A 21,111-nucleotide genomic window follows, 5' to 3' on the forward strand; every position below is an offset into this window, starting at 1 on the left:
CCAGGAGAGCCAGCCTCCCGTGCACGCTTCACGGCCCATCCCCACCCCCCTGATCGGACGCGCGGCCCAGCTCGCGACGCTGTCGCGCGTGGCGGCCCGGCCGCCGAGCATCATCGTCATCACCGGTGAGGCCGGCATCGGCAAGACGCGACTCGTCCAGGAGCTCCTTCGGGCCCCCGCGCTGAAGGGCCTCCCGCACCTGATCGGGCAGTGCTCCGAGACGGCGGGAACACCGGTCCTGGGACCGGTCATCGCCGCGCTCAACTGTCTCCCGGCCCGTGCGCTGCGGGACGTACCCGCACTCGCGGGCGCCCTGCGTCTCCTCCTGCCCGACCTCGCGGACCTCCTGCCACCGTCACTTTCCGTCATCAGCTACGAGCCGGCCGAGACCTACCGCCTGCACGGAGCCATCTACGCACTGCTCCGGTCCATAGACCCGGCGGTCCTGATCCTGGAGGACGTCCACTGGGCCGACGCGAGCACCCGCGAGTTCCTGCGGGTCCTGACCACCTGCCTGCCCGCCGGCCTCACGGTCGTACTCACCGACCGGGACGACGCTCCCCACGCCGCAGGACCTCGCGGACCGGCCTCCTGGCTGTCCGGCCCACACGTCCACGAAGTCCGGCTGGGCCCCCTGACCGCGGCGGAGACGGGAGAGCTGGCGGCCCGGCTGATGGGCGCGGACCACACGTCCGAGCACTGCGCCGAACGTCTGCACCGCCGCACCGCCGGCATCCCCTTCGCCATCGAGGAAGTCATCCGGCTGATCACCGACGGCGACGGCGACGGCAGCACCCTGGAAGACGACGACACGATCATCCTGCCCGCCCCGGTGCGGCGCGTGTTCCTGGAACGTCTGGCACTCCTCCCGGAGCAGGCCCGCGACGTCATCGCCGCCGCCGCCGTGGCAGCGGGTCCCGTCACCGTCGACCTGCTCGCCGATATCACCGGACTGAACGAGGCCGACACCCGCCGGGCCGTCACCCTGGCACTCGAACACGGCGTCCTGCACCCCGCCGCCGCCGGGACCCTCGACTTCCGCCACGCCCTGGCCCGCCAGGCGGCCTACGAAGCCGTCTGCGAGTTCGAACGGCGTCCCCTGCACCTGCGCGCGGCCAAGGCCGTCCTCGCCCACGTCTCACCACCGCCCCTCGCCCAGATCGCCCACCACTACCAGCAGGCCGGCCACACCAAGGCGTACCTGCGCTACACCGAAGCCGCCGGCGACCGCGCCACCACCCAGGGCGACACCGGCACCGCCACCCGCCACTACCTGACGGCGCTGAGCGACCACCCCTGCGCCGCCGCCCGGATCCGGCTCGGCCTCAAACTCGGCAACGCCGCCCTGTCGGCGATGCCGGACGACGCCATCATCCCCGCCCTGCGCCGGACGCTCACCGAGGACGACCCGCCCCGTGCCGCCGCCGCCGAGCTGCGCCTCTACCTGGGCACCCTCATGCGCAACCAGGCGGGTCTCGGACTGGCCGGGCTGGCCGAGCTCGCCCGGGCCGCACACGAACTCACCGACACCGCCCCCGAGCTCGCCGCCCGCGCCATGTCCACCATCGCCCTCCCCGTCGTCCAAGGCTGGCCGCTGACCCAGCACCTGGGATGGCTGGAGCGGGCGGAAGCGCTCGTCCCGCGCATCACGGACCCCGTCCAGCGCACCGCCATCGCCGTCAACCGGGCCAGCGTCCTCATGTTCACCGGTGACCCGGAAGCGTGGAACGCGGCAGCGGCCCTGCCCCGGACCCCTTCCGGCCCGGCCGAGGAGGTCCAGCTCGCCCGCGCCCGCGTCAACCTCGCCCACGCCACCATCGCGCTCGGCCACCCCACCGCCGCCCGCGGCCACCTCGCCCAGGCGGACGAATTCCTCAGACGTGACGGCATCCCCTACCTCGAAGGGCTCGCCGATACCGCCCACCTGCTCCTCGCCTGGACCACCGGCCACTGGGACGGCCTCGCCGCGCGCGTCGAGCGCGCCGTCCACCTCTACGCCGGCATCCGCGACCTCACCGCCGAGGCCCTCCTCGTCCGCGGGCTGCTCGCCCTCCACCAGCGGGGGGACACCGCCACCGCGCGCCAGGACCTGACGAACGCCGCCCGTACCTCCCAGCTCGACACCGGGATCGTCCTGCCCGCCTCCGCCGCCGCCCTCGCCCGCATCCACCTCGCCGCCGACCGCCCCGACCACGCCCACGCCGCCGCCGCGGACACCCTCGGCCACATCCGCCGCACCGGCGGATGGCTCTGGGCCACCGATCTGGCCCCCGTCGCGGTCGAGGCCCTCGTCCGGACCGGCTGCCACGCCGAAGCCCGGCAGCTCGTCGGGGACTTCGCCGACGGCATCGAAGGACGCGGTGCCCCGGCGGCCACCGCGTCGCTCCTCGCCTGCCGCGCCCACCTCGCCGCGGCCGGCCGGCGCCCCGATGCCGCCGAGGCGCTCTTCGCCCGGGCCGCCCGGGCCTGGACCGAGGCCGGCAGACCGCTCGAGACCGGACACGCCGTCCAGGGCGCCGCCCGCTGCGTGCTTCCGGCCGACCGCCGGCGGGGACAGGAGCTCGGCGACCGGGCGCTGGAGATCTACGGACGCATCGGCGCGACCTGGGACAGCGGCAACGGCAACCGCCTGCTGCGCCACCACGGGCTCACCCGTACCAACAAGCGCGGCCCCGTCGGATACGGCGACCAGCTCTCCCCCCGGGAACACCAGGTCGCCGTGCTCGCCGCACGAGGACTCTCCAACCGCGCCATCGCCGAGCAGCTCAGCCTCTCGCCCCGGACCGCCGAACACCACGTCGCCAACGCCCTGCGCAAGCTCGGAGTGAGCAGCAGGACCCGCCTCGCGGACGCCCTTGCCGCGACGACCACGAAACCCCGGGCCGCCGAGTAGCGGCGCGTCCGGACCGCGCCTGACCCAGGTGTCAGACCGCCGGACGCATACGGCCTGCGCGTCTTGCGGCCCGGACCGGGCCGGCGCACCTGCTCCGGCAGGGCCGCCGGCCCGGTCCGACCGCCGTGGCCCGGCGCGTCACGCGCCGCCCGCGGCCAGGGAGACGTTCCAGAAATCGGCGTAGCGGCCGCCGAGGCGCAGCAGTTCGTCGTGGCTGCCTTCCTCCACGATCCGGCCGCCGTCCAGGAAGACGACGCGGTCGGCGCGTCGGACGGTCCGCATCCGGTGGGCGACCGTCACCACCGTCCGGCCGGCCATCAGGCGTTCGATGCCCTCGTGGACGGCCGCCTCGTTCACCGGGTCCAGTGCCGAGGTCACCTCGTCCAGCAGCACGACGGGCGCGTCCTTCAGCAGGGCCCGCGCGATCGAGACGCGCTGGCGTTCACCACCCGAGAGCAGCGCCCCGCCCTCGCCGACATGCGCGGACCAGCCACCGGGCAGGCGCTCGACCACCTCGTCCAGCCGCGCCGCCGCCGCTGCCGCCCGTACCTCGGCCTCGTCGGCGTCGGGGCGGCCCAGGCGCACGTTCTCCTCGATCGTGCCGTCGAAGAGGTAGACGTCCTGGAAGACGATGGCGAACTGCTCCATCAGCACCTGCGGGTCGACCGCCCGTACGTCCACACCGCCCACGCGCACGGAGCCCGCGTCCACGTCGTAGAACCTCGCGAGCAGCTGGAGGAACGTGCTCTTGCCGGAACCCGAGGGGCCGACCACGGCCAGCCGTTGCCCCTGCGGCAACGACAACGACAGGCCGTCGATCACCGTGCGGCCGCCGCGCCGGAAGGAGACGGACTCGAACTCCAGGTCGTGGCGCACCGGCCGGACCGGTTCGGGAGCCTGCGGCAGCGGCTCGGTGCGCAGCACCTCCTCGAGCCTCGCCAGCTCGTACCGTGCGCCGCGGAGCTGGCCGCCGAGGTCCGCCAGGGACAGCAGCGGGTCCGCGCAGCGGGCGGCCAGCACCAGGATCGACAGGACCTCCGCCGCGCCGATGTCCCCGCCGAGCGCGAGGTAGGCGCCCAGGGCCAGCACCACGGTGAACGCCGTCTGGACCGCGAGCGTCAGCCCCACCACGCCGGGCAGCGCGGACAGCGCGGAGCGCCGGGACGCGCGCTCGACGTCCCGCAGCGAGTCGTCGAGCAGCCCGAAGCGTTCGACGGTCCGGCCTCCGGCGCGCAGCACCGGCTGGGCCTGGAGGTACTCGATGACCCGGCCGGTGGCCTCGCGGTCGCGTGCGTGCCGCTCGGCGTCGGCGGCGGCCATCGAGCGGCCGGTCCGGATCTGGATCACCGCCACGATCGGTACGGCGGCCATCGCGGCCAGACCGAGCTGCCAGTTGAAGGCCAGCATGACGACGACGACCGTCAGCGGGGTCACGCAGGCGGAGATGAACGGGCCCAGCAGGTGTGCGATCACGCCCATCGCCTGGAGGACGCCGCGGCTGGCCATGACGGACACCTCTCCGAGGCGGCCCGCGTCGTACCAGCCGAGGGGCAGCCGGGCCAGGTGATCGCCGAGACGGTGGTACGTGCCGCGCAGCAGCGTGGTCCCGGCGTGGAAACCGGACCGGTCGCTGACGTAACGCAGTACCGCGTAGCCCGCGACCGCGGCCCCGAACGCGATCAGCCAGGGCCAGGCGTCTTCGGGCGTGCTGCCGAAGAGGGCCCGCAGCACGGGAACCAGCAGGGCGTAGGACAGGCCCTCGACCACCGCGGTCGTGGTCATCAGGGCCACGGTGCGACGCACCGGCCGGGCGTGTTCGCGGCCCAGCACGCGCAGCAGCATGCGGATCATCGGGTCCCGCCTCCTTGGGGTACGTCGTCCGGCGTCGCGACCGGGTCGGCCGGCGTCGTCCTCCGGGATCGCCAGAACGCGGCGAACCTGCCGGACCGCGCCAGCAGTTCGGCCGGCCGGCCCTGTTCGACGATCAGTCCGTCTTCCAGCATCACGACGGTGTCGGCGTCGGCGATCGTCTCCAGGCGATGGGCGATGACCAGGACCGTCCGGTCGCCCTCCAGCGTCGCCAGGGCCCGCCGCACGGCCTGCTCGGTCTGCGGGTCCGCGAAGGCGGTCGCCTCGTCGAGCACGAGGACGGGCGCGTCGGCGAGCAGTGCGCGGGCGAGCGCGATCCGCTGTGCCTCACCACCCGACAGCCCGGCGTCCTCACCGATCACCGACCGGTATCCGCGGGGCAGTTCGAGGATCCGGTCGTGGACGTTCGCCAGCCGGGCGGCGCGCATCACGTCGTCGATGCCGGCGTGCGGTACCGCCAGCGCGATGTTGTCGGCGACCGACGCGCGCAGCAGGCGGACGTCCTGGAAGACGAACGAGACCGTCCGGTAGAGCTCCCGGCTGCCCAGTTCGCGCAGGTCCACGCCGCCCAGGGTCACCGAACCGTGGGTCGGGTCGAAGAACCGGGGCAGCAGCTGGACCAGCGTGGACTTCCCGCTGCCCGACGGCCCCACGACCGCGGTGGTCGTCCCCGGTTCGAGGACCAGGTCGACCCCGCGCAGGACCTCGTGGCCGGCTTCGTAGCCGAATCGGACGCCGCGCAGTTCCACCCGGTGACCCCGCGGTGCCACCGGGCGCGCGGGCTCCGGCAGCGACGGCACCGCGAGGACCTCCCGGATCCGGCCCACGGCGCGGCGGGCGGCCTGCAAGTCGTCGAACCCGTGGCCGAGGGCCGCCACCGGAGCGGTCAGTCCCAGTCCGAGGAGCAGGAAGGGCAGCAGGTCGGCCGGAGCCATGCCACCGGTGGTGATCCGAGTCGTACCGCCGATCAGGACGACCGACAGTACGAACGGCGGCGACAGCGCCACCTGCATCCCCGCGGCGATGCCGGCGAGCCCGCGCACCATTCCGAAGAAGCTGGCGACGAAGTCGTCCACGGCCGTCAGGAACCTGCGGTGGGCGCGCCCCGACGCCCCGAACGCCTTGACCACCGCGATGCCCTGGACGAACTCGACGACGGAACTCGAGATCCGTCCCATGGCCGCGTCGAACTCCCGCTGCTCGCGCAGCCGGGCCGGGGTCATCATCAGGGGGACCAGCGCTACGGCCAGCACGACCGGAATCAGCGTGATCAGGGTGAGCCGCCAGTCGACGGTGAACAGGTAGACCAGCGACGCCAGCGGGACCACGAAGGCGGAGACCAGCTCGCCGGGGGCGTGCGCGATGAACGGGTGCACCGCGCTGACGTCGTCCCCCACCACCTTGGCCAGCTCACCGGTCCGGCGCCGGGAGAACCAGCCGATCGGTACCCGCCCGAGCCGCTCGGCCAGCCGCCGGCGGAGCGCCAGTTGCACTTGGCCGTCCACGACGTGTCCGAGTCCTGACGAAGCGGCCGTGAACAGGAGCCGCAGGAAGAGGCCCGCGGCACCCGCGAGCACGACGACCCGGACATGGCCTTCATCGACCGGGCCGGGCGCCAGCAGGGTGCGCCCCAGCTCGACGACGGCCAGCAGCGGCATCAGACCGGCGAGGGCGCCTATGACCTGCAGCGTCACCACGACCGCGAAGCTCGTGTAGTGGGGGCGCAGCAGCCCCGTCGTGGCGTCTCCCGCCGCGGAACCGGCCGCGGGCGGTGGTGCGGACCGCTCCCTGGCGGGGAGGGGGTCGGTGGTGGTCATGGTCCTCCAGACTTCGTCGATCCCGTCGCGGCCGGGCCCGGAGGCGGGCCGGCGGCCATGGGGGTGCGTGGGGGTGCGGCGGTGGCCGCACGCCGTGATCAAGGACGCCCGGCTGGGCGTCAGGTGCGGGCGCCGGTCCGCGGCGCGCCGGTGTTCGGGGCGCCGGTGTCCGGCTTGCCGGACCGGAACGGTTCGGCGAGCTGGGCGAGGTAGGAGGCCGGGTAGTCGGGTTTGGCGGCCATGCCCAGGTCCTCGGAGGTGAACCGCCGGTCCGGGTCGTAGGTGTAGGTGCGCATGGCGTGGTCCCAGACCAGGGTGAACAGGCCGAAGTTGACGTCTCCGATGCCGGCCCATTTCAGGTGGTGGAACCGGTGGCCCTGGTTGAGGGCGAGGACCTTGTTGAGCGGGCCGGTGCGGTAGTCGGCGTTGGAGTGCTGGAGGAGCAGCTGGACGGCGACGGTGAAGGCCAGGACGGAGGCGACGTCGAGGGGCATGCCGAGCAGCAGCAGCGGGGTGACGCCCCCGAGCGTCTCGAGGCTCTGGTGGAGGGGGTGCTTCATCAGGCCGTTGAAGCCGTAGAAACGCTTGACGCTGTGGTGGACGGCGTGCAGCCGCCACAGCCAGCCGACGTGGTGGCTGGCGCGGTGCACCAGGGTGATCCCGAGATCGGCGACGGCGATGGCGAGCAGCACCTGGCACCACAGCGGCCAGCTGTCCGGCCACACCCCTCCGGCCGGCGCGAGCGCGGCGGCCGCCGGCACGACGGCGAGTCCGGCAAGGGTGAACACCTCGTTGACGAACGCGTGGACGGCGTCGCGGCGGCCGTCCCCGTCCGGGGTGTTCCACGCGGGCAGGTACGGCAGCACGCGTTCGGCGACGAACGAGCAGCCCACCGCGAACGCCAGCAGCGCCAGCAGCCACGGCTTCGGGGCGCCGGCGGCGACCAGCCAGATCGCGGCACCGTTGACGCCGAGCAGCATGAACGGCACGTACGCGTACCGGACCAGGAATCGAGCGGGGCCGACGGCGGGCGCCGCGGCGGTCGTTGTAGGCATACCGACAGCCTCGCGGCCGCGGTGTCCGACGGCTTGAACGGATCCGCTACCGGTCCGGCCCCGTGTCCGGGCCGGCCGTCGGCGTCCAGTGGGCGCCGGCCAGGGCCTGGGAGGGGGTGATGCCGAACATGGCCTTGCACACGCGGGTCAGGTGGGCGCTGTCGGAGAACCCGGCGGCGTGCGCGGCCTCGGTGGCGTTCGCCCCACCGCGCACCGAGACGATCGCGGCGTGCAGCCGCGCCCACCGCACCGCCGCCGGGAACGACCAGCCCAACTGCTCGGCGAACAGGTGCCCCAGCCGGCTCGCGGACACCCCGGCCCGGGCGGCGACCTCGCCCATCCGCACCGGCCCGTCCGCCACCGCGCCCGGCAGCGCCGCCAGCGCCGCCGCGAGGGCCGGGTGCCGGGGCTGCCCGGGGGCGGCGGCGCCGAGCCGGTCCAGCGCCCGCAGCACGCCCGCCACCGACACGGCGGCGGACGGCGAGCCGGCCCCGGCGAACACGGACGCGGCGGCCGCCCAGCAGGCCACGCCGCCACCGGACGCGGTGTCGTGCAGGGCGCGTCCGGCGGTGGTGTCCGCGTCGAGGTAGACCATCACCCCCATCGGCGTCGGCCCCGGTGCCGGACGCACGCGATGGGCGTGCCCGGCGGGGATGACGGCCGCTCGCACGGGCAGTTCGTCCCGCCCGTCGCTCAGCAGCACCCTGCCGGTGCCGCACGCCAGCACCTGTACGGCGGCGTGCGCGTGCTCCCGTGCCATGCCGATCACCCCGGCCACGACCAGGCGGCCCGGCGCCGCGTCGACCTCGACCCGCCAGGCGTCGGTACCGCCCCCGGGCGGCGACGCGGCGGGCTCCACGGTGCCCGTGCTCACGGCTGCCCCGCCCCCGGCGGACGGAGCGGTCCCGGGAGGCCGTCGCCCCCGCCGGTCCGGGTGCGCCGAACGGCGGCCGGCGCGCCCGCCGCCCTGACGGGCCGATGCGGACGGCCGGGGTCCCTCGTCAAGCCCACGTGCATGATCCTCCCCACCCGGTCGTGTCCCGCGCGCCACCGGCCCCCGTCGGAACACCGGGAGTATACGGAGGCGGGGGCCGCCCGGCGGCGGGGGAGCCGCCACCGGCTGGGCCCGCGCCGTGCCGCGGCCCGGCACGGTCACCTCACCCCGGGGAGCCCGGCGCGCCGGGCGGTTCCTGGCATGCCGGGGAGACGGTCGCCGGCGGCGGGGTCCAGCGGCTCCTGGGCGGGATGGTGCCGCCGACCCCGAAGTCGTTCTTGAGCTGTTCGGGGATGGCGTAGTGCATCACGCGGCCGCGGGTGAGGGCGGACAGTTCGAGGACGCTGGTCAGGTGTCCGAGCCGGTCGAGGGCCCAGCCCGCCAGGGGTGAGCGGTCCTCGATCGTCTCCAGCACCCCCAGCAGGGCGGGGGCGGCCTTGACCAGGGTGTCCCAGCTGGTGCGGGGGACGTGCAGCCAGTCGGCGCAGGTGTCGCCGATCAGGTAGCGGATCAGGGCGGAGACGAGCGGGTCGAAGAAGGTGCCGGGCACGACCTCCTCGTAGAGGTCGATGAGCTGGCGGGTGAGCAGCGCGCCTTCCTCGCTCGGGCCCATGTGACGGGTCATGTAGAGGTCGGAGAAGGCGCGGGCGGACGGCAGGTCCTCCGGTGCCCGGTCCTGGTCGACGCCGAGCATGGCGCCGACCACCCGCCAGGCGTAGTAGTACGACTCGGCGCCTTCGGTGCTCATGTGGATGCCGAGGCGGTGCAGGGCGTCCAGGACCTGGAGGGAGAACATCATCTGCCCGCCGATCATGTCCTCCTGACAGATCGGCGTGCCCAGGGCGGCGGTGTCCCAGCGGTCCTCGCGCCCGAGGTGGTGGCGGATGGAGGCGTGCAGCAGCCGTACCTTCTGGGCGGCGGGGATGAAGCGGCTGCCCGCTTCGAAGGCGTCCGGCCGCATGAGGTAGACGGTGAACTGGCCCGTCTCGGCCATCCGCTTGGACGGGTACTTCAGCGAGTGGGTGGCCGACAGCAGCCTGGCCACGTGCGGCAGGACGTAGCAGGCGGGCATCGAGGCGAAGGACAGCGCGGTGGAGATGTGCACGTTGTTGTCGATGAAGAACATCCGCGCCTTCTCCATCTCGCCCCAGTCCACCCAGGCCGGGGGAGTGGCGGTCTCGTGCAGGTACGCGCGGGCGACTTCGGGCAGGCCCTCGGGGAGGTCCTGCCCGACGCTGGAGAAGTGGCGCATGAGCGTGTTGAACTTGCCCACGTCGCCGTGTTCGAACAGGGCCGCCACGGTCGCGTCGGCGAGTTCGTCCCCCGTGGTGCGCAGGGCGTCCATGGACGCCTGGGTGTAGGTCATCGTGCTGCTCCCGGTGTTCCGGTGGGATGGCGGTCAGTGGACGCGGGTGGCCGAGAGCGTCGCCAGGTCCGCCAGTGCCGTGCGGGCTTCGGTGGTCACGTCGGCGTCCGCCAGGGCGTCGTGCGCTTCGCGCAACCGGGCGGTGATCATGTCTTCGACGCGGGCGACGGCCCCGGTGCGGTGCGCGATCTCCCGCACCCGCTCCACCTGCCGCTCGCCGAGATCCGCCCGCCCGAGCAGGTGGCGCAGCTCGCCGCGTTCCGCCTCGGTGGCGGAGGTGAGCGCGTGGGCCATCAGCGCGGTGGGCCGGTTGCCCGCGAGGTCGTCCGCGGGGTCCTTGCCGGTCCGTTCCGGATCGCCGAACAGCCCCAGCAGGTCGTCGCGCAACTGGAACGCCTCGCCCAGCGGCAGGCCGTACTCGCTGTAGGCGCGGATCAGCCGGGGTGGGGCGCCGGCGAGCAGGCCGCCGATCCGAAGGGGGTGCTCCACGGTGTACTTGGCCGTCTTGTAGCGGATCACCTTGACCGACGCGCCGGGGTCCGGGGCGGAGCCGGTGCGCAGGACTTCCAGGCATTCGCCGGCCACCAGTTCGCGGGCCAGGACCGCCCATAGCGGCCGGGCCCTGCTCAGGAAGGCGCCGGGCAGTCCCGAGGTGCTGAACAGGTCCCCGGCCATCGACATCAGCAGATCACCCACCAGCATGGCCAGGGCCCGTGCGCCGGCCTTCGGCCGCGGATGGCCGGTGAGGACCCCGCGCAGGGCGATCTGCCCGGTGGGCCGGCCGTGCCGGGTGCGGCTGTGGTCGATCAGGTCGTCGTGGACGACCGCGGCCGCGTGGACCAGCTCGATCGCGCCGGCGGCGCGCACCAGTGCCTCGCTGTCCGGCTGGCCGGCCCCGCGCCATCCCCAGTAGCAGAACGCCGCCCGCAGGCGTTTGCCGTGTGCGGTCGCGGCGTGCAGTCGTTCCGCGACCGGTGCCAGGGAGGCGTCGATGTCCGCCAGCGCCCGTGCTTCCGCGGAGACGAAACCGTCGAGGACCCGGTCGACGCGGTCCTTCAGGACGGCGTGCGCTTCCCCTTCACTCATCGCCGCTCTCCGCCCGGACGCGGGCGGCGACGGTGCGGGCCAGAATCTCCAGGTGGGCGGGCGGGGCGGCGTGCCGGTCGAGGAAGAGGCGGCCGCGCGCCTTGGTCTCCTCCTGCCCGTCGGCCAGCAGGTCCCCGAGGTCGGCGCGGCGCAGCAGGCCGCTCAGGCCGTCCACCGCGCTGCTCAGACCGCTGACCGCCAGATCGGCGAGGCCGGCCACCAGGGCCACGGCGTCCTCGGTCAGCCGCGGCTCGCGGCCGTCGTGGTGTGTCACAGCATGTCTCCCGCACGGCGAGGCCCGTCCCGGCTCCGTGCCGGCCGGCGCGGAGCACGCGCAACGGTGTTCCGCGCCACGCGGTTCGAGTCTGGCGACCGCGCCCGCCGCGAGCGGCCCGAATGCACCATCGAGTGATCTTTGTTTGAGGTCCGCGGCGGCGGGCACCGGCCCCGGGTCCGCCACCCTCCCTTGAGTCGACTCTTGTCAAGTTTATTGCCGCGCGCTATAGAGGTGGTGTTGCCATGTGCATCAGTGACGTGCGGGAGAGGAGTGAACGACGATGCTCATGCGAACCGATCCTTTCCGCGAACTCGACCGGCTGACCGAGCGCTTCCTGGGGACCGCCACCCGGCCGGAGGGCATGCCCATGGACGCCTTCCGCGAGGGTGACGCCTTGGTCGTCGAGATGGACCTGCCCGGCGTCGACCCCGCGTCCATCGACGTGGACGTCGACCAGAACGTCCTCAGCGTCAGGGCGGAGCGGCGGACCACCGCCTCCGGCGACGACGGCGACGTGCTGATCGCGGAGCGTCCCTCCGGCACCTTCAGCCGCCGGCTGTTCCTCGGCGAGACCCTGGACACCGAACGCATCGAGGCCTCCTACGAGGGCGGCGTGCTCCGGCTGAGCATTCCGGTCGCGGAGCAGGCGAAGCCCCGGAAGGTCGAGATCAGGGCGGCCGGAGACGGCTCGCGCAAGGAGATCGACGCCTGACGGGCGCGCGGCGGGACGTGGAGGCGGGCGGCCTTCGCCGGGCCGCCCGGCGTCCTGAACAGCCCGAAACGAGGGAACGGACACGACCGACCGAAAGGCGATGACGTCCGAATCGACCTGAAGGGAGCCGATGATGGCACGCGCAGTCGGGATCGACCTGGGCACGACCAACTCCGTCGTGGCGGTCCTCGAGGGCGGCGAGCCCACGGTCATCACCAACACCGAAGGAAACAGGACCACCCCTTCCGTGGTGGCCTTCGGCAAGGGCGGAGAGGTCCTGGTCGGAGAGATCGCCAAACGGCAGGCGGTGACGAACGTCGACCGCACCGCGCGGTCCGTGAAGCGCCACGTCGGCGAGACCGGCTGGCGCTTCCCGGAGGCCGGTGACATCGACGGCAAGCGGTACACGGCCCAGGAGATCTCGGCGCGCGTCCTGCAGAAGCTGAAGCGCGACGCCGAGGCGTACCTGGGCGAGGAGGTCACGGACGCGGTGATCACCGTCCCGGCGTACTTCAACGACGCCCAGCGCACCGCGACCAAGGAGGCGGGCGAGATCGCGGGCCTGAAGGTGCTGCGGATCATCAACGAGCCGACGTCCGCGGCGCTCGCGTACGGCCTGGACAAGGAGAACGACCAGACGATCCTCGTCTTCGACCTGGGCGGCGGCACGTTCGACGTGTCGCTCCTGGAGATCGGCGAGGGCCTGGTGGAGGTCAAGTCCACCAACGGCGACACCCACCTCGGAGGTGACGACTGGGACCAGAAGATCGTCGATCACCTGGTGAAGCAGTTCCAGAACGCGTACGGGATCGACCTGTCCAAGGACCGGATGGCGCTCCAGCGTCTGCGCGAGGCGGCCGAGAAGGCGAAGATCGAACTGTCCGCCGCCACGGAGACGACCATCAACCTGCCCTACGTCTCCGCCTCCGCCCAGGGGCCGCTGCACCTGGACGAGAAGCTCACGCGCTCGCGGTTCGAGCAGCTGACCGCCGACCTCCTGGAGCGCTGCAAGGCGCCGTTCCACAACGCGGTCAAGGACGCGAAGATCAAGGTCTCGGACATCGACCACGTCATCCTGGTCGGCGGCTCGACGCGCATGCCGGCCGTGACGGAGCTGGTCAGGGAGCTGACGGGCAAGGACCCGCACAAGGGCGTCAACCCGGACGAGGTCGTGGCCATCGGCGCCACCCTCCAGGCCGGTGTGCTCAAGGGCGAGGTCAAGGACGTCCTGCTCCTCGACGTGACCCCGCTGTCCCTCGGCATCGAGACCAAGGGCGGCATCATGACCAAGCTCATCGAGCGCAACACGACCATCCCGACCAAGCGGTCGGAGATCTTCACGACGGCCGAGGAAAACCAGCCGTCGGTGCAGATCCAGGTCTACCAGGGCGAGCGCGAGATCGCGGCGTACAACAAGAAGCTCGGCATGTTCGAGCTGACGGGCCTGCCGCCGGCCCCGCGCGGCGTCCCGCAGATCGAGGTCTCCTTCGACATCGACGCCAACGGCATCATGCACGTCACGGCCAAGGACCTCGGCACGGGCAAGGAGCAGAAGATGACCGTCACCGGCGGCTCCTCCCTGCCCCGCGAGGACATCGACCGCATGGTCCGCGAGGCCGAGCAGCACGCCGAGGAGGACCGCCGCCGCAAGGAGGAGGCCGAGACCCGCAACCGCGCCGAGCAGCTCGTCCACCAGACGGAGAAGCTGCTGCGCGACAACGAGTCCAAGATCCCGGACGAGGTCAGGACGGAGACGGGGACGGCGGTCGGGGACCTGAAGGAGAAGCTCGAGGGCCAGGACACGGCGGCCATCCGCGCGGCGACGGAACGCGCCGGTGCCGCCGCGCAGAAGATCGGAACCGCCCTGTACGAGACCCGGGAAGCAGCAGCGGGCGGCGGCGGGCCGTCCGGTGACGGATCGACAGGCGGCGGATCGACCGGCGGCGGATCGTCCGGCACGGAGGAAGAGGTCGTCGACGCGGAGATCGTCGACGAGGAGAACGCGAAGGGAGGCGTGCGATGACCCCGCCGACGGCTTCCGGCGGACCGCACCTGCTGCGCCCGGCCCAGGTCACGTGAGCGAACCGCGGGACGGGGAGGAGCCGGGCCGCGCCGGCGCCCCGTGACCCCGCAGCGGGCGGGTCAGGCGGTGGCGTCCTCGGTGCGGACGCGGATCCGCCCGGCCGCCTCCAGCCGGGACAGCCGCTCGTGCTCCCGGGAGGCCCAGCGCCGGACGCGGTCCGGGTCCAGGGGGGTGCCGTGTCCGACGTGGAGCCGGGTGGGGTTCAGGGCGAGCATCCTGCGCAGGCTGGCCAGGTTGAGCAGCGGGTCGTCGTGGAAGGGAGGGTTGGCCGGCCGCCCCCGGACGAGACCGAAGAAGGAGTTGGCGATCAGGTCGCCGGCGACGAGGTCGCCCTCGCCGGTGAGGACGGAGACCGACCCGGCGGTGTGCCCGGGGGTGGGCATGACGCGCGCCGCGATCCCGAAGTCCTCCAGGTCCGTCTCGCCGGTCAGCAGGACCTCGGGTTCGAACGGCTCGACCCGTACGTGCAGGTTCTTGTTCCTGGCCATGAGGCGGCCCATCGGCCCGGTCGGAAGGTACGGTTCGCGGACGCGGCCGGTACGGAAGGGACCGAGGTCGGCGACGTGTCCCGCCACGGGCGCCCCGGTCAGGCGGTGCAGTTCGGCGGCCGCACCGAAATGGTCGATGTGGCCGTGCGTCAGGACGATCAGCGACAGGTCCGCGGGGTCCACACCGTGCGCGGCGATCTGTTCGTGGATCCTGCGGCCGCTGCCGGGCACGCCCGCGTCGACGAGGACGGGCCGGCGGCCCAGCAGCAGGTACGCGTTGATGTGGTGCCGGCCCATGACCGGGATGGGGACGACCTTGGTTCGGGACATGGCTCTCTCCTGGGGGCATGACCGTGCTCCGCCGCGCGCGGTGGTCCGCGGGCGCCGGGGCCGGTGACGGGCGGATCAGTGGAAACGGCGCCGGTACTGGGCGGGAGTGGTCCCGAGGCGGCGCCGGAAGGAACGGTGCAGGCTCTCGACGGAGCCGAGGCCGCTGAGGGCGGCGACCTCGGGCAGGCCGCGGCCGCTGTCCTGGAGCAGCCGGCGGGCGGCCTCCAGCCGGACGGACTCGACGTACGCGGCCGGGGTGGTGCCGGTGCGCCGGTGGAAGAGCCGGGAGAAGTGGCGCACGCTCAGGTGGAGCCGCGCCGCCAGGGCCTCGGCGGACAGGTCCTCGGTGAGGTGTTCGCCGATCCACGCGCGCAGGCCGTCGATCCGGTCGCCGGGGTCGGCCGGAACGGCGAGCGGGACACTGAACTGGCTCTGGCCGCCCGCGCGTTTGACGTACATGACCATCGTGCGGGCGGTGGCCAGGGCCAGTTCGGGCCCGTGGTCCTCGCTGACCATGGCCAGCGCCATGTCCAACCCCGAGGTGATGCCGGCGCAGGTCCACAGACGGCCCTCCCGGATGAAGATCGGGTCGGGATCGACGGTGACGAGCGGATGATCGGCGGCCAGCCGCGCGGCCGTCCTCCAGTGGGTGGTGGCCGAGAGGCCGTCGAGCAGACCGGCCGCGGCCAGCAGGTGCGTGCCCGAGCAGACGGATCCCAGCCGGTGCGCCCCCGGCGCCGCGGCGCGGAGCCAGTCGATGAACGCGGCGTCGAGCACCGGCTCCACCCCGTGGCCGTCCACCCGGACGGCACCCGACACGAGCAGGGTGTCCACGTCGCCGTGCACCTCGTCCAGCGTGAGATCGGCCATCAGCCGGATCCCGCCGGCGGTGGCCACCGGCTCACCGCCGGGGGTCGCGATGCGGACGGTGTAGCCGCGCCGGCCGGCGCCGGCGACCCGGGTGGCGATCGAGAAGACCTCGGCCGGCCCGGTGACGTTGAGCAGTTCCACACCGGGGAAGGCGGTGAGGACGACTCTGTGCGGTGGAAGCATGCGCCGATCATTCCGCGCCGGCGGGAGGGCCGCAATGACCATGTTCTGTCACATCCGGACACCGGGGCGGCGGGTGCGCCCCGTGGCGGTGCCGAGCGGGCCCACCGGCACGCGAAGGGGCCGTTCCGGAGCGGTCCGGAACGGCCCCTTCGCTCACGTCCGGGCGTCGGCCGCCGGGGTCGCGCGGGTGAGGGTGCAAACGCCGTCCTCGCACTGGCGCTCCAGCCGGCCCCGCGAAACGGTCTGCGCCAGCCCCACCATCCAGCAGGTCGGGCAGCCGCGGAACGCGATCAGGGACAGCGGGGCCGCCAGCAGGACGACCGGGCCGAAAGCGGGCACCAGGGCGATCGAGCCGATGATCAGGCCGAAGCCGATGGCGCCGCGCACCAGATGACGCGGGACGGAACTGCTCGCGAAGTCCGGGCCGGAAGGGGCGGGCCGTACGGGCTTCACGGTGTCCACGGGGTTCACGGTCGTGTGTCTCCTCCGACTGGTGGGGTGACGGCCCCCTCGGTCCCCGGGCCGGCCGGCGAGGCCAGCGCGAGGCGAAGGGCCGCGCGTGCCCTGTGCAGCCGCGACTTCATCGCGGCGGTGCTCAGGCCGAGCGCGTGGGCGACGGTCCTGCCGGGCAGGCCCTGTACGTCCCGCATGATTAGGACCTGGCGCTGGTCCCGGGGGAGGGCGCTGACCGCGGCCGCGATCCTCTCCGCCTCCAGCCCGCGCAGGACCGCCTCCTCGGCAGAGGGCTCCGCGGCGTCCTCCGCTCCGGCGGGCGCCCCGTCGCCCCGCGGGGCGAGCAGGCGCACCTGCCGGAGGCATTCGTTGCGCACGATGCGGAACATCCACGAGGCGAGCGCGCCGGTGGCCCGCAGGGAGCCGATCTTCCGGTAGAGGATGATCAGCGCCTCCTGCGCCGCGTCCTCCGCGTCCTGCGGCGAGGCGCACAGCGTGAGCGCGAACTTCCGTACGTGGGGCTGTGATTCCATCACGACGGTGGTGAGCGACGGGACGTCCCCGTCCTGCGCGGCCTTGATCAGCCGATCGTCCGGCCAGTGGAAGCGTTGGTTCATGTGCTGCTCATTTCCGGCGGGTGCCGTGAGTGCGGTCGCTGGTCAGCCCCGGCTCCTGTAGCGCCGCATCAGGTGCCAGCCGCACGCGCCGACGAGCAGGACTCCGACCGCTACGAGACCAGTGATCATGATGGGGGTTCCTCCGGGTTGCCGTGTGTTCGATCGGTACACGGACAAGAGGCGGGGAGGGACCGGAAGGATTCGCCCCGGCCCGACTTTCTTTCGGTGACGACACCACCACCACGGAGGCAAGAATGACGATGACGCCCGTCCCGTTCACGTCCGACGACACCACCCGCCTCGCCGAAGCCCTCGGCCAGGCCGTCGCCGACGGCGCCGCCCCCGGAGGCGTCATCGCCCTCGGCACCCTCGGCGAGCCCCCGCGCTTCCTCCGGGCCGGCCGCATCGCCGACGAACTCGGTGACACCGCACCGGACCCCGACACGGTCTACGACCTCGCCTCCCTCACCAAGGTCGTCGCCACCTGGCCGCTCGTCTGGCGGGCCCTCGACGCCGGGGTCCTCTCCCGCACCACTCCGGTGCGCGACGTCCTGCCCCCGATCGACGGACCGGCACCCAGCGGGGAGGCCACCATCGAGCAGCTCCTCACCCACACCGCCGGTCTCAAGGCCTCCACCCGCCTGGACCGCTACCGCGGCACCGGCCGGCCACTGCACGAACTCCTGTGCCGCGAACCCCTCGAAGGCACCCCCGGCGCGCACCGGTACGTCAACCGCGGCTACATCCTCCTCGGCCTGGCCCTGGCCCACGCCCACGGCACCCCCCTCGACCAACTCGCCCGCGCCCTGTGGGACGACCTCGGCATGAGCGGCACCACGTACGGACCCGTCGCCCGCGGACCGCGGGTCGCCCCCACCGAACCCCGCGTCCCGGGCGCCCCCCGGATCTGGGGCACCGCGCACGACGACAACGCCGCCCTCCTCGGCGGCGTCGCCGGCCACGCCGGGGTCTTCTCCACCGCCCGCGACCTCGCCCGCTACGCCGAGCACCTCCTGGCCCCCGGCGGCCGGCCGCACGACTGGCTCCGCGCCTCCGTCCTGCCCCTCGCCCCGATCGAGCCGGGCGCCGACCGCGGCCTGTCCTGGATCCGCACCCCCGGCGGGGTCGCGCACCACCACGGGTTCACCGGCACCAGCCTCTACCTCGCCCCCGGTTCGGGCCGCTACCTCGCCGTCCTCACCAACGCCGTCTACCACGGCGAGGCCCGCCGCCGCACCGCCCCCCTGCGCGCCCTCGCCCTGAAGACCATCACCGCCGGCCGACCCCGGGGCGGGCCCACCGTGCGGTAAGGGGGCAGACACCATCCGATCGACGGAAAGACGGAGAAAACGCTTGGACGGCGTCAGCGGTCCTGCGGAACACTGCGACTCCTGTCCTGACGCCGCTCACACCGCACAGGGTTGGTATGGGATCTCCTGAGTCACAGCAAAGTCCTCCGGGCAGGGGCCCGGTACTCCTCGCACTGCGCCACTACGGACGGGAGCTGGTCCGGCTCCGGTGGCTGGCCTTGCCCGCCATGCTGCTCCCCGCACTGGGCAACATCGGCATCAACTACATCGCGCCGCTCGTCGTCGCCAAACTCGTCGGCCGGATCGCGGGCGACGACGCAGCCGTCGCCGCGGGCATCGGCCCGGTCCTGCCGTACGTCATCGGCTTCGGCGCCGTCCTCCTGGTGTCCGAGGCGCTGTGGCGGCTCGGACTGCACTGCCTCAACCGCGTCGACGCCTACGGCGTCGAACGGCTCTACGTACTCGGCATGGACGAACTCTTCGCCAAGGACGCGGCGTTCTTCCACGACAACTTCGCCGGCTCGCTCACCAAGCGCGTCCTCAGCTTCGCCTCCCGCTTCGAGGAGTTCGTCGACACCCTCACCTTCCAGATCGCCGGCAAGTTCGTACCCCTGATCTTCGGCTCGGTGGTGCTGTGGCAGTACGAACCGCTCCTCGTCGTCGCGCTCCTGACGATGATCGCGCTGACGGCACTGTGCGCGACCCCCCTCATCCGCCGCCGCCAGGCCCTCGTCGACGAGCGCGAGGAGGCCATCGCCCGGGTCTCCGGCCACGTCGCCGACAGCCTGATGAACATGGACACGGTCCGCGCGTTCGCCGCCGAGGCGCGCGAGGCCGCCGAACACCGTGGGCGGGTCGCGGAATCGCGGCGGCTCATGGTGCGCTCGTGGGACTACGGCAACCTGCGCATCGACACGCTGGTCGCGCCGATGTCCGTACTGACCAACGCGCTCGGCATGCTGATCGCCGTGGGGCTCGCCGGGAGGGGGCACGGCGTGGAAACGGTCGTCGTCGCCTTCACCTACTACAGCAACGCGACGCGGATCATGTTCGAGTTCAACCAGATCTACCGCCGCCTCGAAAGCTCGATGACGGAGGCCGCACAGTTCACCGCGCTGCTGCTCACCCCGCCGACCGTCCTCGACCCGAAGTCCCCGGAACCGCTGCTGCCCGAGGGAGCGGACGTGCGCTTCGAAGGGGTGCGCTTCGCCCACGCGGGCGCGGAACCGCTCTTCGACGGGCTCGACCTGGCCGTACCCAGCGGGACGAAGATCGGCCTCGTCGGTCGCTCCGGCGGGGGCAAGACCACCCTCACCCGGCTGCTGCTGAGGATGACCGACATCGACGGCGGACGGATCACGGTCGGCGGGCAGGACATCAGCCGGGTGTCGCAGACCGACCTGCGCGGCCTGATGGCGTACGTGCCGCAGGAGCCGGCGATGTTCCACCGCACCCTCAAGGAGAACATCGCGTTCGCCCGCCCGGACGCCACCGACGCCGAGATCCGCCGGGCCGCCGAGGCGGCGCACGTCACGGAGTTCGCCGACGCCCTGCCGGACGGCTTCGACACCATGGTCGGCGAGCGCGGGGTCAAGCTGTCCGGCGGACAGCGCCAACGGGTCGCGCTGGCCCGGGCGATCCTGCGCGACGCCCCGATCCTGCTGCTCGACGAGGCCACCAGCGCCCTGGACTCCGAGAGCGAGATCCTCGTACAGGACGCCCTCTGGCGCCTCATGGAAGGGCGGACCGCGCTCGTCGTGGCGCACCGGCTCAGCACCGTCGCCACCATGGACCGGCTCGTCGTCCTCGACCACGGCCGGATCGTGGAGCAGGGCACCCACCAGGAGCTGCTCGCCGCGGACGGCGCCTACGCCAAGCTGTGGCAGCACCAGTCGGGCGGCTTCCTCGACGACACTCCCACGGCCGGCGCCGACCTGCTTCCGTGACCCGCCGCCCCGCACCCCGCAGCCCGCCGTGCCCGCCGGCGCCCCTACGGCCCGGCGCGCACGAGGGCGGCGGCGAGACGGGCCAGACCGTCCGGAGCCACGAGGGCCGCGAGGCCGTCCGCGGTGCGCGGGAGCCCCAGCCCGGCGGCGGCCGACAGGCAGCGCCCGTCGAAGCAGGGGCGCAGGGCGGGCCAGACGGCCTGGACCTCCCGGCAGAAGACGTCCGCGCCGACCGGCCCGATCCGCGGAACCTCGCGCAGCAGCGCGCGCAGCGCCTCCGGGTCACCCGCGGCCCGGTCCCGCAGCCGGCGGAGATCGCCGCCGTAGCGCTCCAGCAGCAGCCGCGCGCCGTCTCCCAGGGCGGTCGCGGTGCTCTCGTCGTAGCGGACGTAGTGCGCCCGCCCGAGGGCGGCCACCCGCGTCCGCCACGACGAGCCCGCCATCGCGCGGGGCGTGCGCAGCCCGGCCGCGAACAGCTCCCGGGCGGCGGCCGTGGCGGTCGCCGCCCTGATCGGAGCCGAGCACAGGACGGTCAGCACCAGCAGCCGGTACAGCGGCGCCGGCTTGTCGCGCAGCCTGATCCCGGCCTCCTCGGCGTACGTCCGCCCGTGCTCGCGCAACAGCCGCGCGACCACCTCGTCCCTTGCCACGGCTCCCTCCTTCCCCACCCCGCCCCGCACCTACCCGCTCCCCGCCACCGCGAGCGGCCGGACCCCACCGTTCCCGGCAGCCGGCGACGCGCCGCCGCGGCGGAGGGCCACC

17 protein-coding genes are annotated in these 21,111 nt (G+C 73.4%); 5 read left to right on the forward strand and 12 right to left on the reverse strand.

What is annotated here, in order from left to right; translation table 11 throughout:
• Positions 1-19: 19 nt before the first annotated feature.
• Positions 20-2,893, forward strand: coding sequence for an AAA family ATPase (locus ACZ514_RS01455; protein ID WP_469123783.1), 2,874 nt, complete (start codon positions 20-22; stop codon positions 2,891-2,893).
• 138 nt (positions 2,894-3,031) lie between these two features.
• Here ACZ514_RS01455 and ACZ514_RS01460 read toward each other — a convergent pair whose 3' ends face one another.
• From ACZ514_RS01460 to ACZ514_RS01490, 7 genes are all read right to left on the reverse strand, one after another.
• On the reverse strand, positions 3,032-4,744 hold the full coding sequence (locus ACZ514_RS01460; protein WP_469123784.1) for an ABC transporter ATP-binding protein: 1,713 nt from the start codon (positions 4,742-4,744) through the stop codon (positions 3,032-3,034).
• The gene (locus ACZ514_RS01465) at positions 4,741-6,579 is read right to left on the reverse strand and encodes an ABC transporter ATP-binding protein (protein WP_469123785.1); all 1,839 of its coding nucleotides are present in this window, start codon (positions 6,577-6,579) and stop codon (positions 4,741-4,743) included. The genes ACZ514_RS01460 and ACZ514_RS01465 overlap by 4 nt, the downstream gene beginning before the upstream one ends.
• A 119-nt stretch (positions 6,580-6,698) precedes the next feature.
• Positions 6,699-7,634 (reverse strand): sterol desaturase family protein, encoded by a 936-nt coding sequence (locus tag ACZ514_RS01470; protein ID WP_468174436.1) that lies wholly within the window; start codon positions 7,632-7,634, stop codon positions 6,699-6,701.
• Positions 7,635-7,680: 46 nt separating this feature from the next.
• Complete coding sequence (locus ACZ514_RS01475; RefSeq protein ID WP_469123786.1) at positions 7,681-8,508, reverse strand: helix-turn-helix transcriptional regulator; 828 nt, start codon at positions 8,506-8,508, stop codon at positions 7,681-7,683.
• Positions 8,509-8,791: 283 nt separating this feature from the next.
• On the reverse strand, positions 8,792-9,994 hold the full coding sequence (locus ACZ514_RS01480) for an oxygenase MpaB family protein (RefSeq protein WP_469123787.1): 1,203 nt from the start codon (positions 9,992-9,994) through the stop codon (positions 8,792-8,794).
• Positions 9,995-10,027: 33 nt separating this feature from the next.
• The gene (locus tag ACZ514_RS01485; protein WP_468697955.1) at positions 10,028-11,080 is read right to left on the reverse strand and encodes a polyprenyl synthetase family protein; all 1,053 of its coding nucleotides are present in this window, start codon (positions 11,078-11,080) and stop codon (positions 10,028-10,030) included.
• Positions 11,073-11,354: a polyprenyl synthetase gene (locus tag ACZ514_RS01490; RefSeq protein WP_468697953.1), complete on the reverse strand. Its 282-nt coding sequence runs from the start codon at positions 11,352-11,354 to the stop codon at positions 11,073-11,075. Before ACZ514_RS01490 ends, ACZ514_RS01485 begins: the two co-directional genes overlap by 8 nt.
• A gap of 283 nt (positions 11,355-11,637) precedes the next feature.
• Between ACZ514_RS01490 and ACZ514_RS01495 the strand changes: the two genes are divergently transcribed.
• Positions 11,638-12,069, forward strand: coding sequence for an Hsp20/alpha crystallin family protein (locus ACZ514_RS01495; RefSeq protein ID WP_468697950.1), 432 nt, complete (start codon positions 11,638-11,640; stop codon positions 12,067-12,069).
• 133 nt (positions 12,070-12,202) lie between these two features.
• Positions 12,203-14,092 carry a molecular chaperone DnaK gene (gene dnaK, locus ACZ514_RS01500; protein WP_469123788.1) on the forward strand — a complete coding sequence of 630 codons (1,890 nt, stop codon included), beginning with the start codon at positions 12,203-12,205 and terminating at the stop codon, positions 14,090-14,092.
• A gap of 119 nt (positions 14,093-14,211) precedes the next feature.
• Here the strand turns inward: dnaK and ACZ514_RS01505 are convergent, their stop codons facing one another.
• The 4 genes from ACZ514_RS01505 to ACZ514_RS01520 all read right to left on the reverse strand — a co-directional run bounded on the left by ACZ514_RS01505 (position 14,212) and on the right by ACZ514_RS01520 (position 17,093).
• Positions 14,212-14,970: an MBL fold metallo-hydrolase gene (locus ACZ514_RS01505; protein ID WP_468695451.1), complete on the reverse strand. Its 759-nt coding sequence runs from the start codon at positions 14,968-14,970 to the stop codon at positions 14,212-14,214.
• A gap of 75 nt (positions 14,971-15,045) precedes the next feature.
• Positions 15,046-16,023, reverse strand: a complete 978-nt coding sequence (locus ACZ514_RS01510) for a GlxA family transcriptional regulator (RefSeq protein ID WP_468695449.1) — start codon at positions 16,021-16,023, stop codon at positions 15,046-15,048.
• A gap of 153 nt (positions 16,024-16,176) precedes the next feature.
• Positions 16,177-16,485, reverse strand: coding sequence for a hypothetical protein (locus tag ACZ514_RS01515; protein ID WP_468174546.1), 309 nt, complete (start codon positions 16,483-16,485; stop codon positions 16,177-16,179).
• A gap of 5 nt (positions 16,486-16,490) precedes the next feature.
• Positions 16,491-17,093, reverse strand: a complete 603-nt coding sequence (locus ACZ514_RS01520) for an RNA polymerase sigma factor (RefSeq protein WP_468695447.1) — start codon at positions 17,091-17,093, stop codon at positions 16,491-16,493.
• 254 nt (positions 17,094-17,347) lie between these two features.
• Between ACZ514_RS01520 and ACZ514_RS01525 the strand changes: the two genes are divergently transcribed.
• Positions 17,348-18,403 (forward strand): serine hydrolase domain-containing protein, encoded by a 1,056-nt coding sequence (locus ACZ514_RS01525; RefSeq protein WP_468695444.1) that lies wholly within the window; start codon positions 17,348-17,350, stop codon positions 18,401-18,403.
• Positions 18,404-18,519: 116 nt separating this feature from the next.
• Entirely contained in the window at positions 18,520-20,349 is a 1,830-nt protein-coding gene (locus ACZ514_RS01530) for an ABC transporter ATP-binding protein (RefSeq protein WP_468174414.1), read from the forward strand.
• A gap of 44 nt (positions 20,350-20,393) precedes the next feature.
• Here ACZ514_RS01530 and ACZ514_RS01535 read toward each other — a convergent pair whose 3' ends face one another.
• Entirely contained in the window at positions 20,394-20,999 is a 606-nt protein-coding gene (locus ACZ514_RS01535) for an endonuclease (RefSeq protein WP_469123789.1), read from the reverse strand.
• Between the last annotated feature and the right edge of the window lie 112 nt (positions 21,000-21,111).

This window comes from Streptomyces sp. NPDC034086 (genome assembly GCF_055575515.1).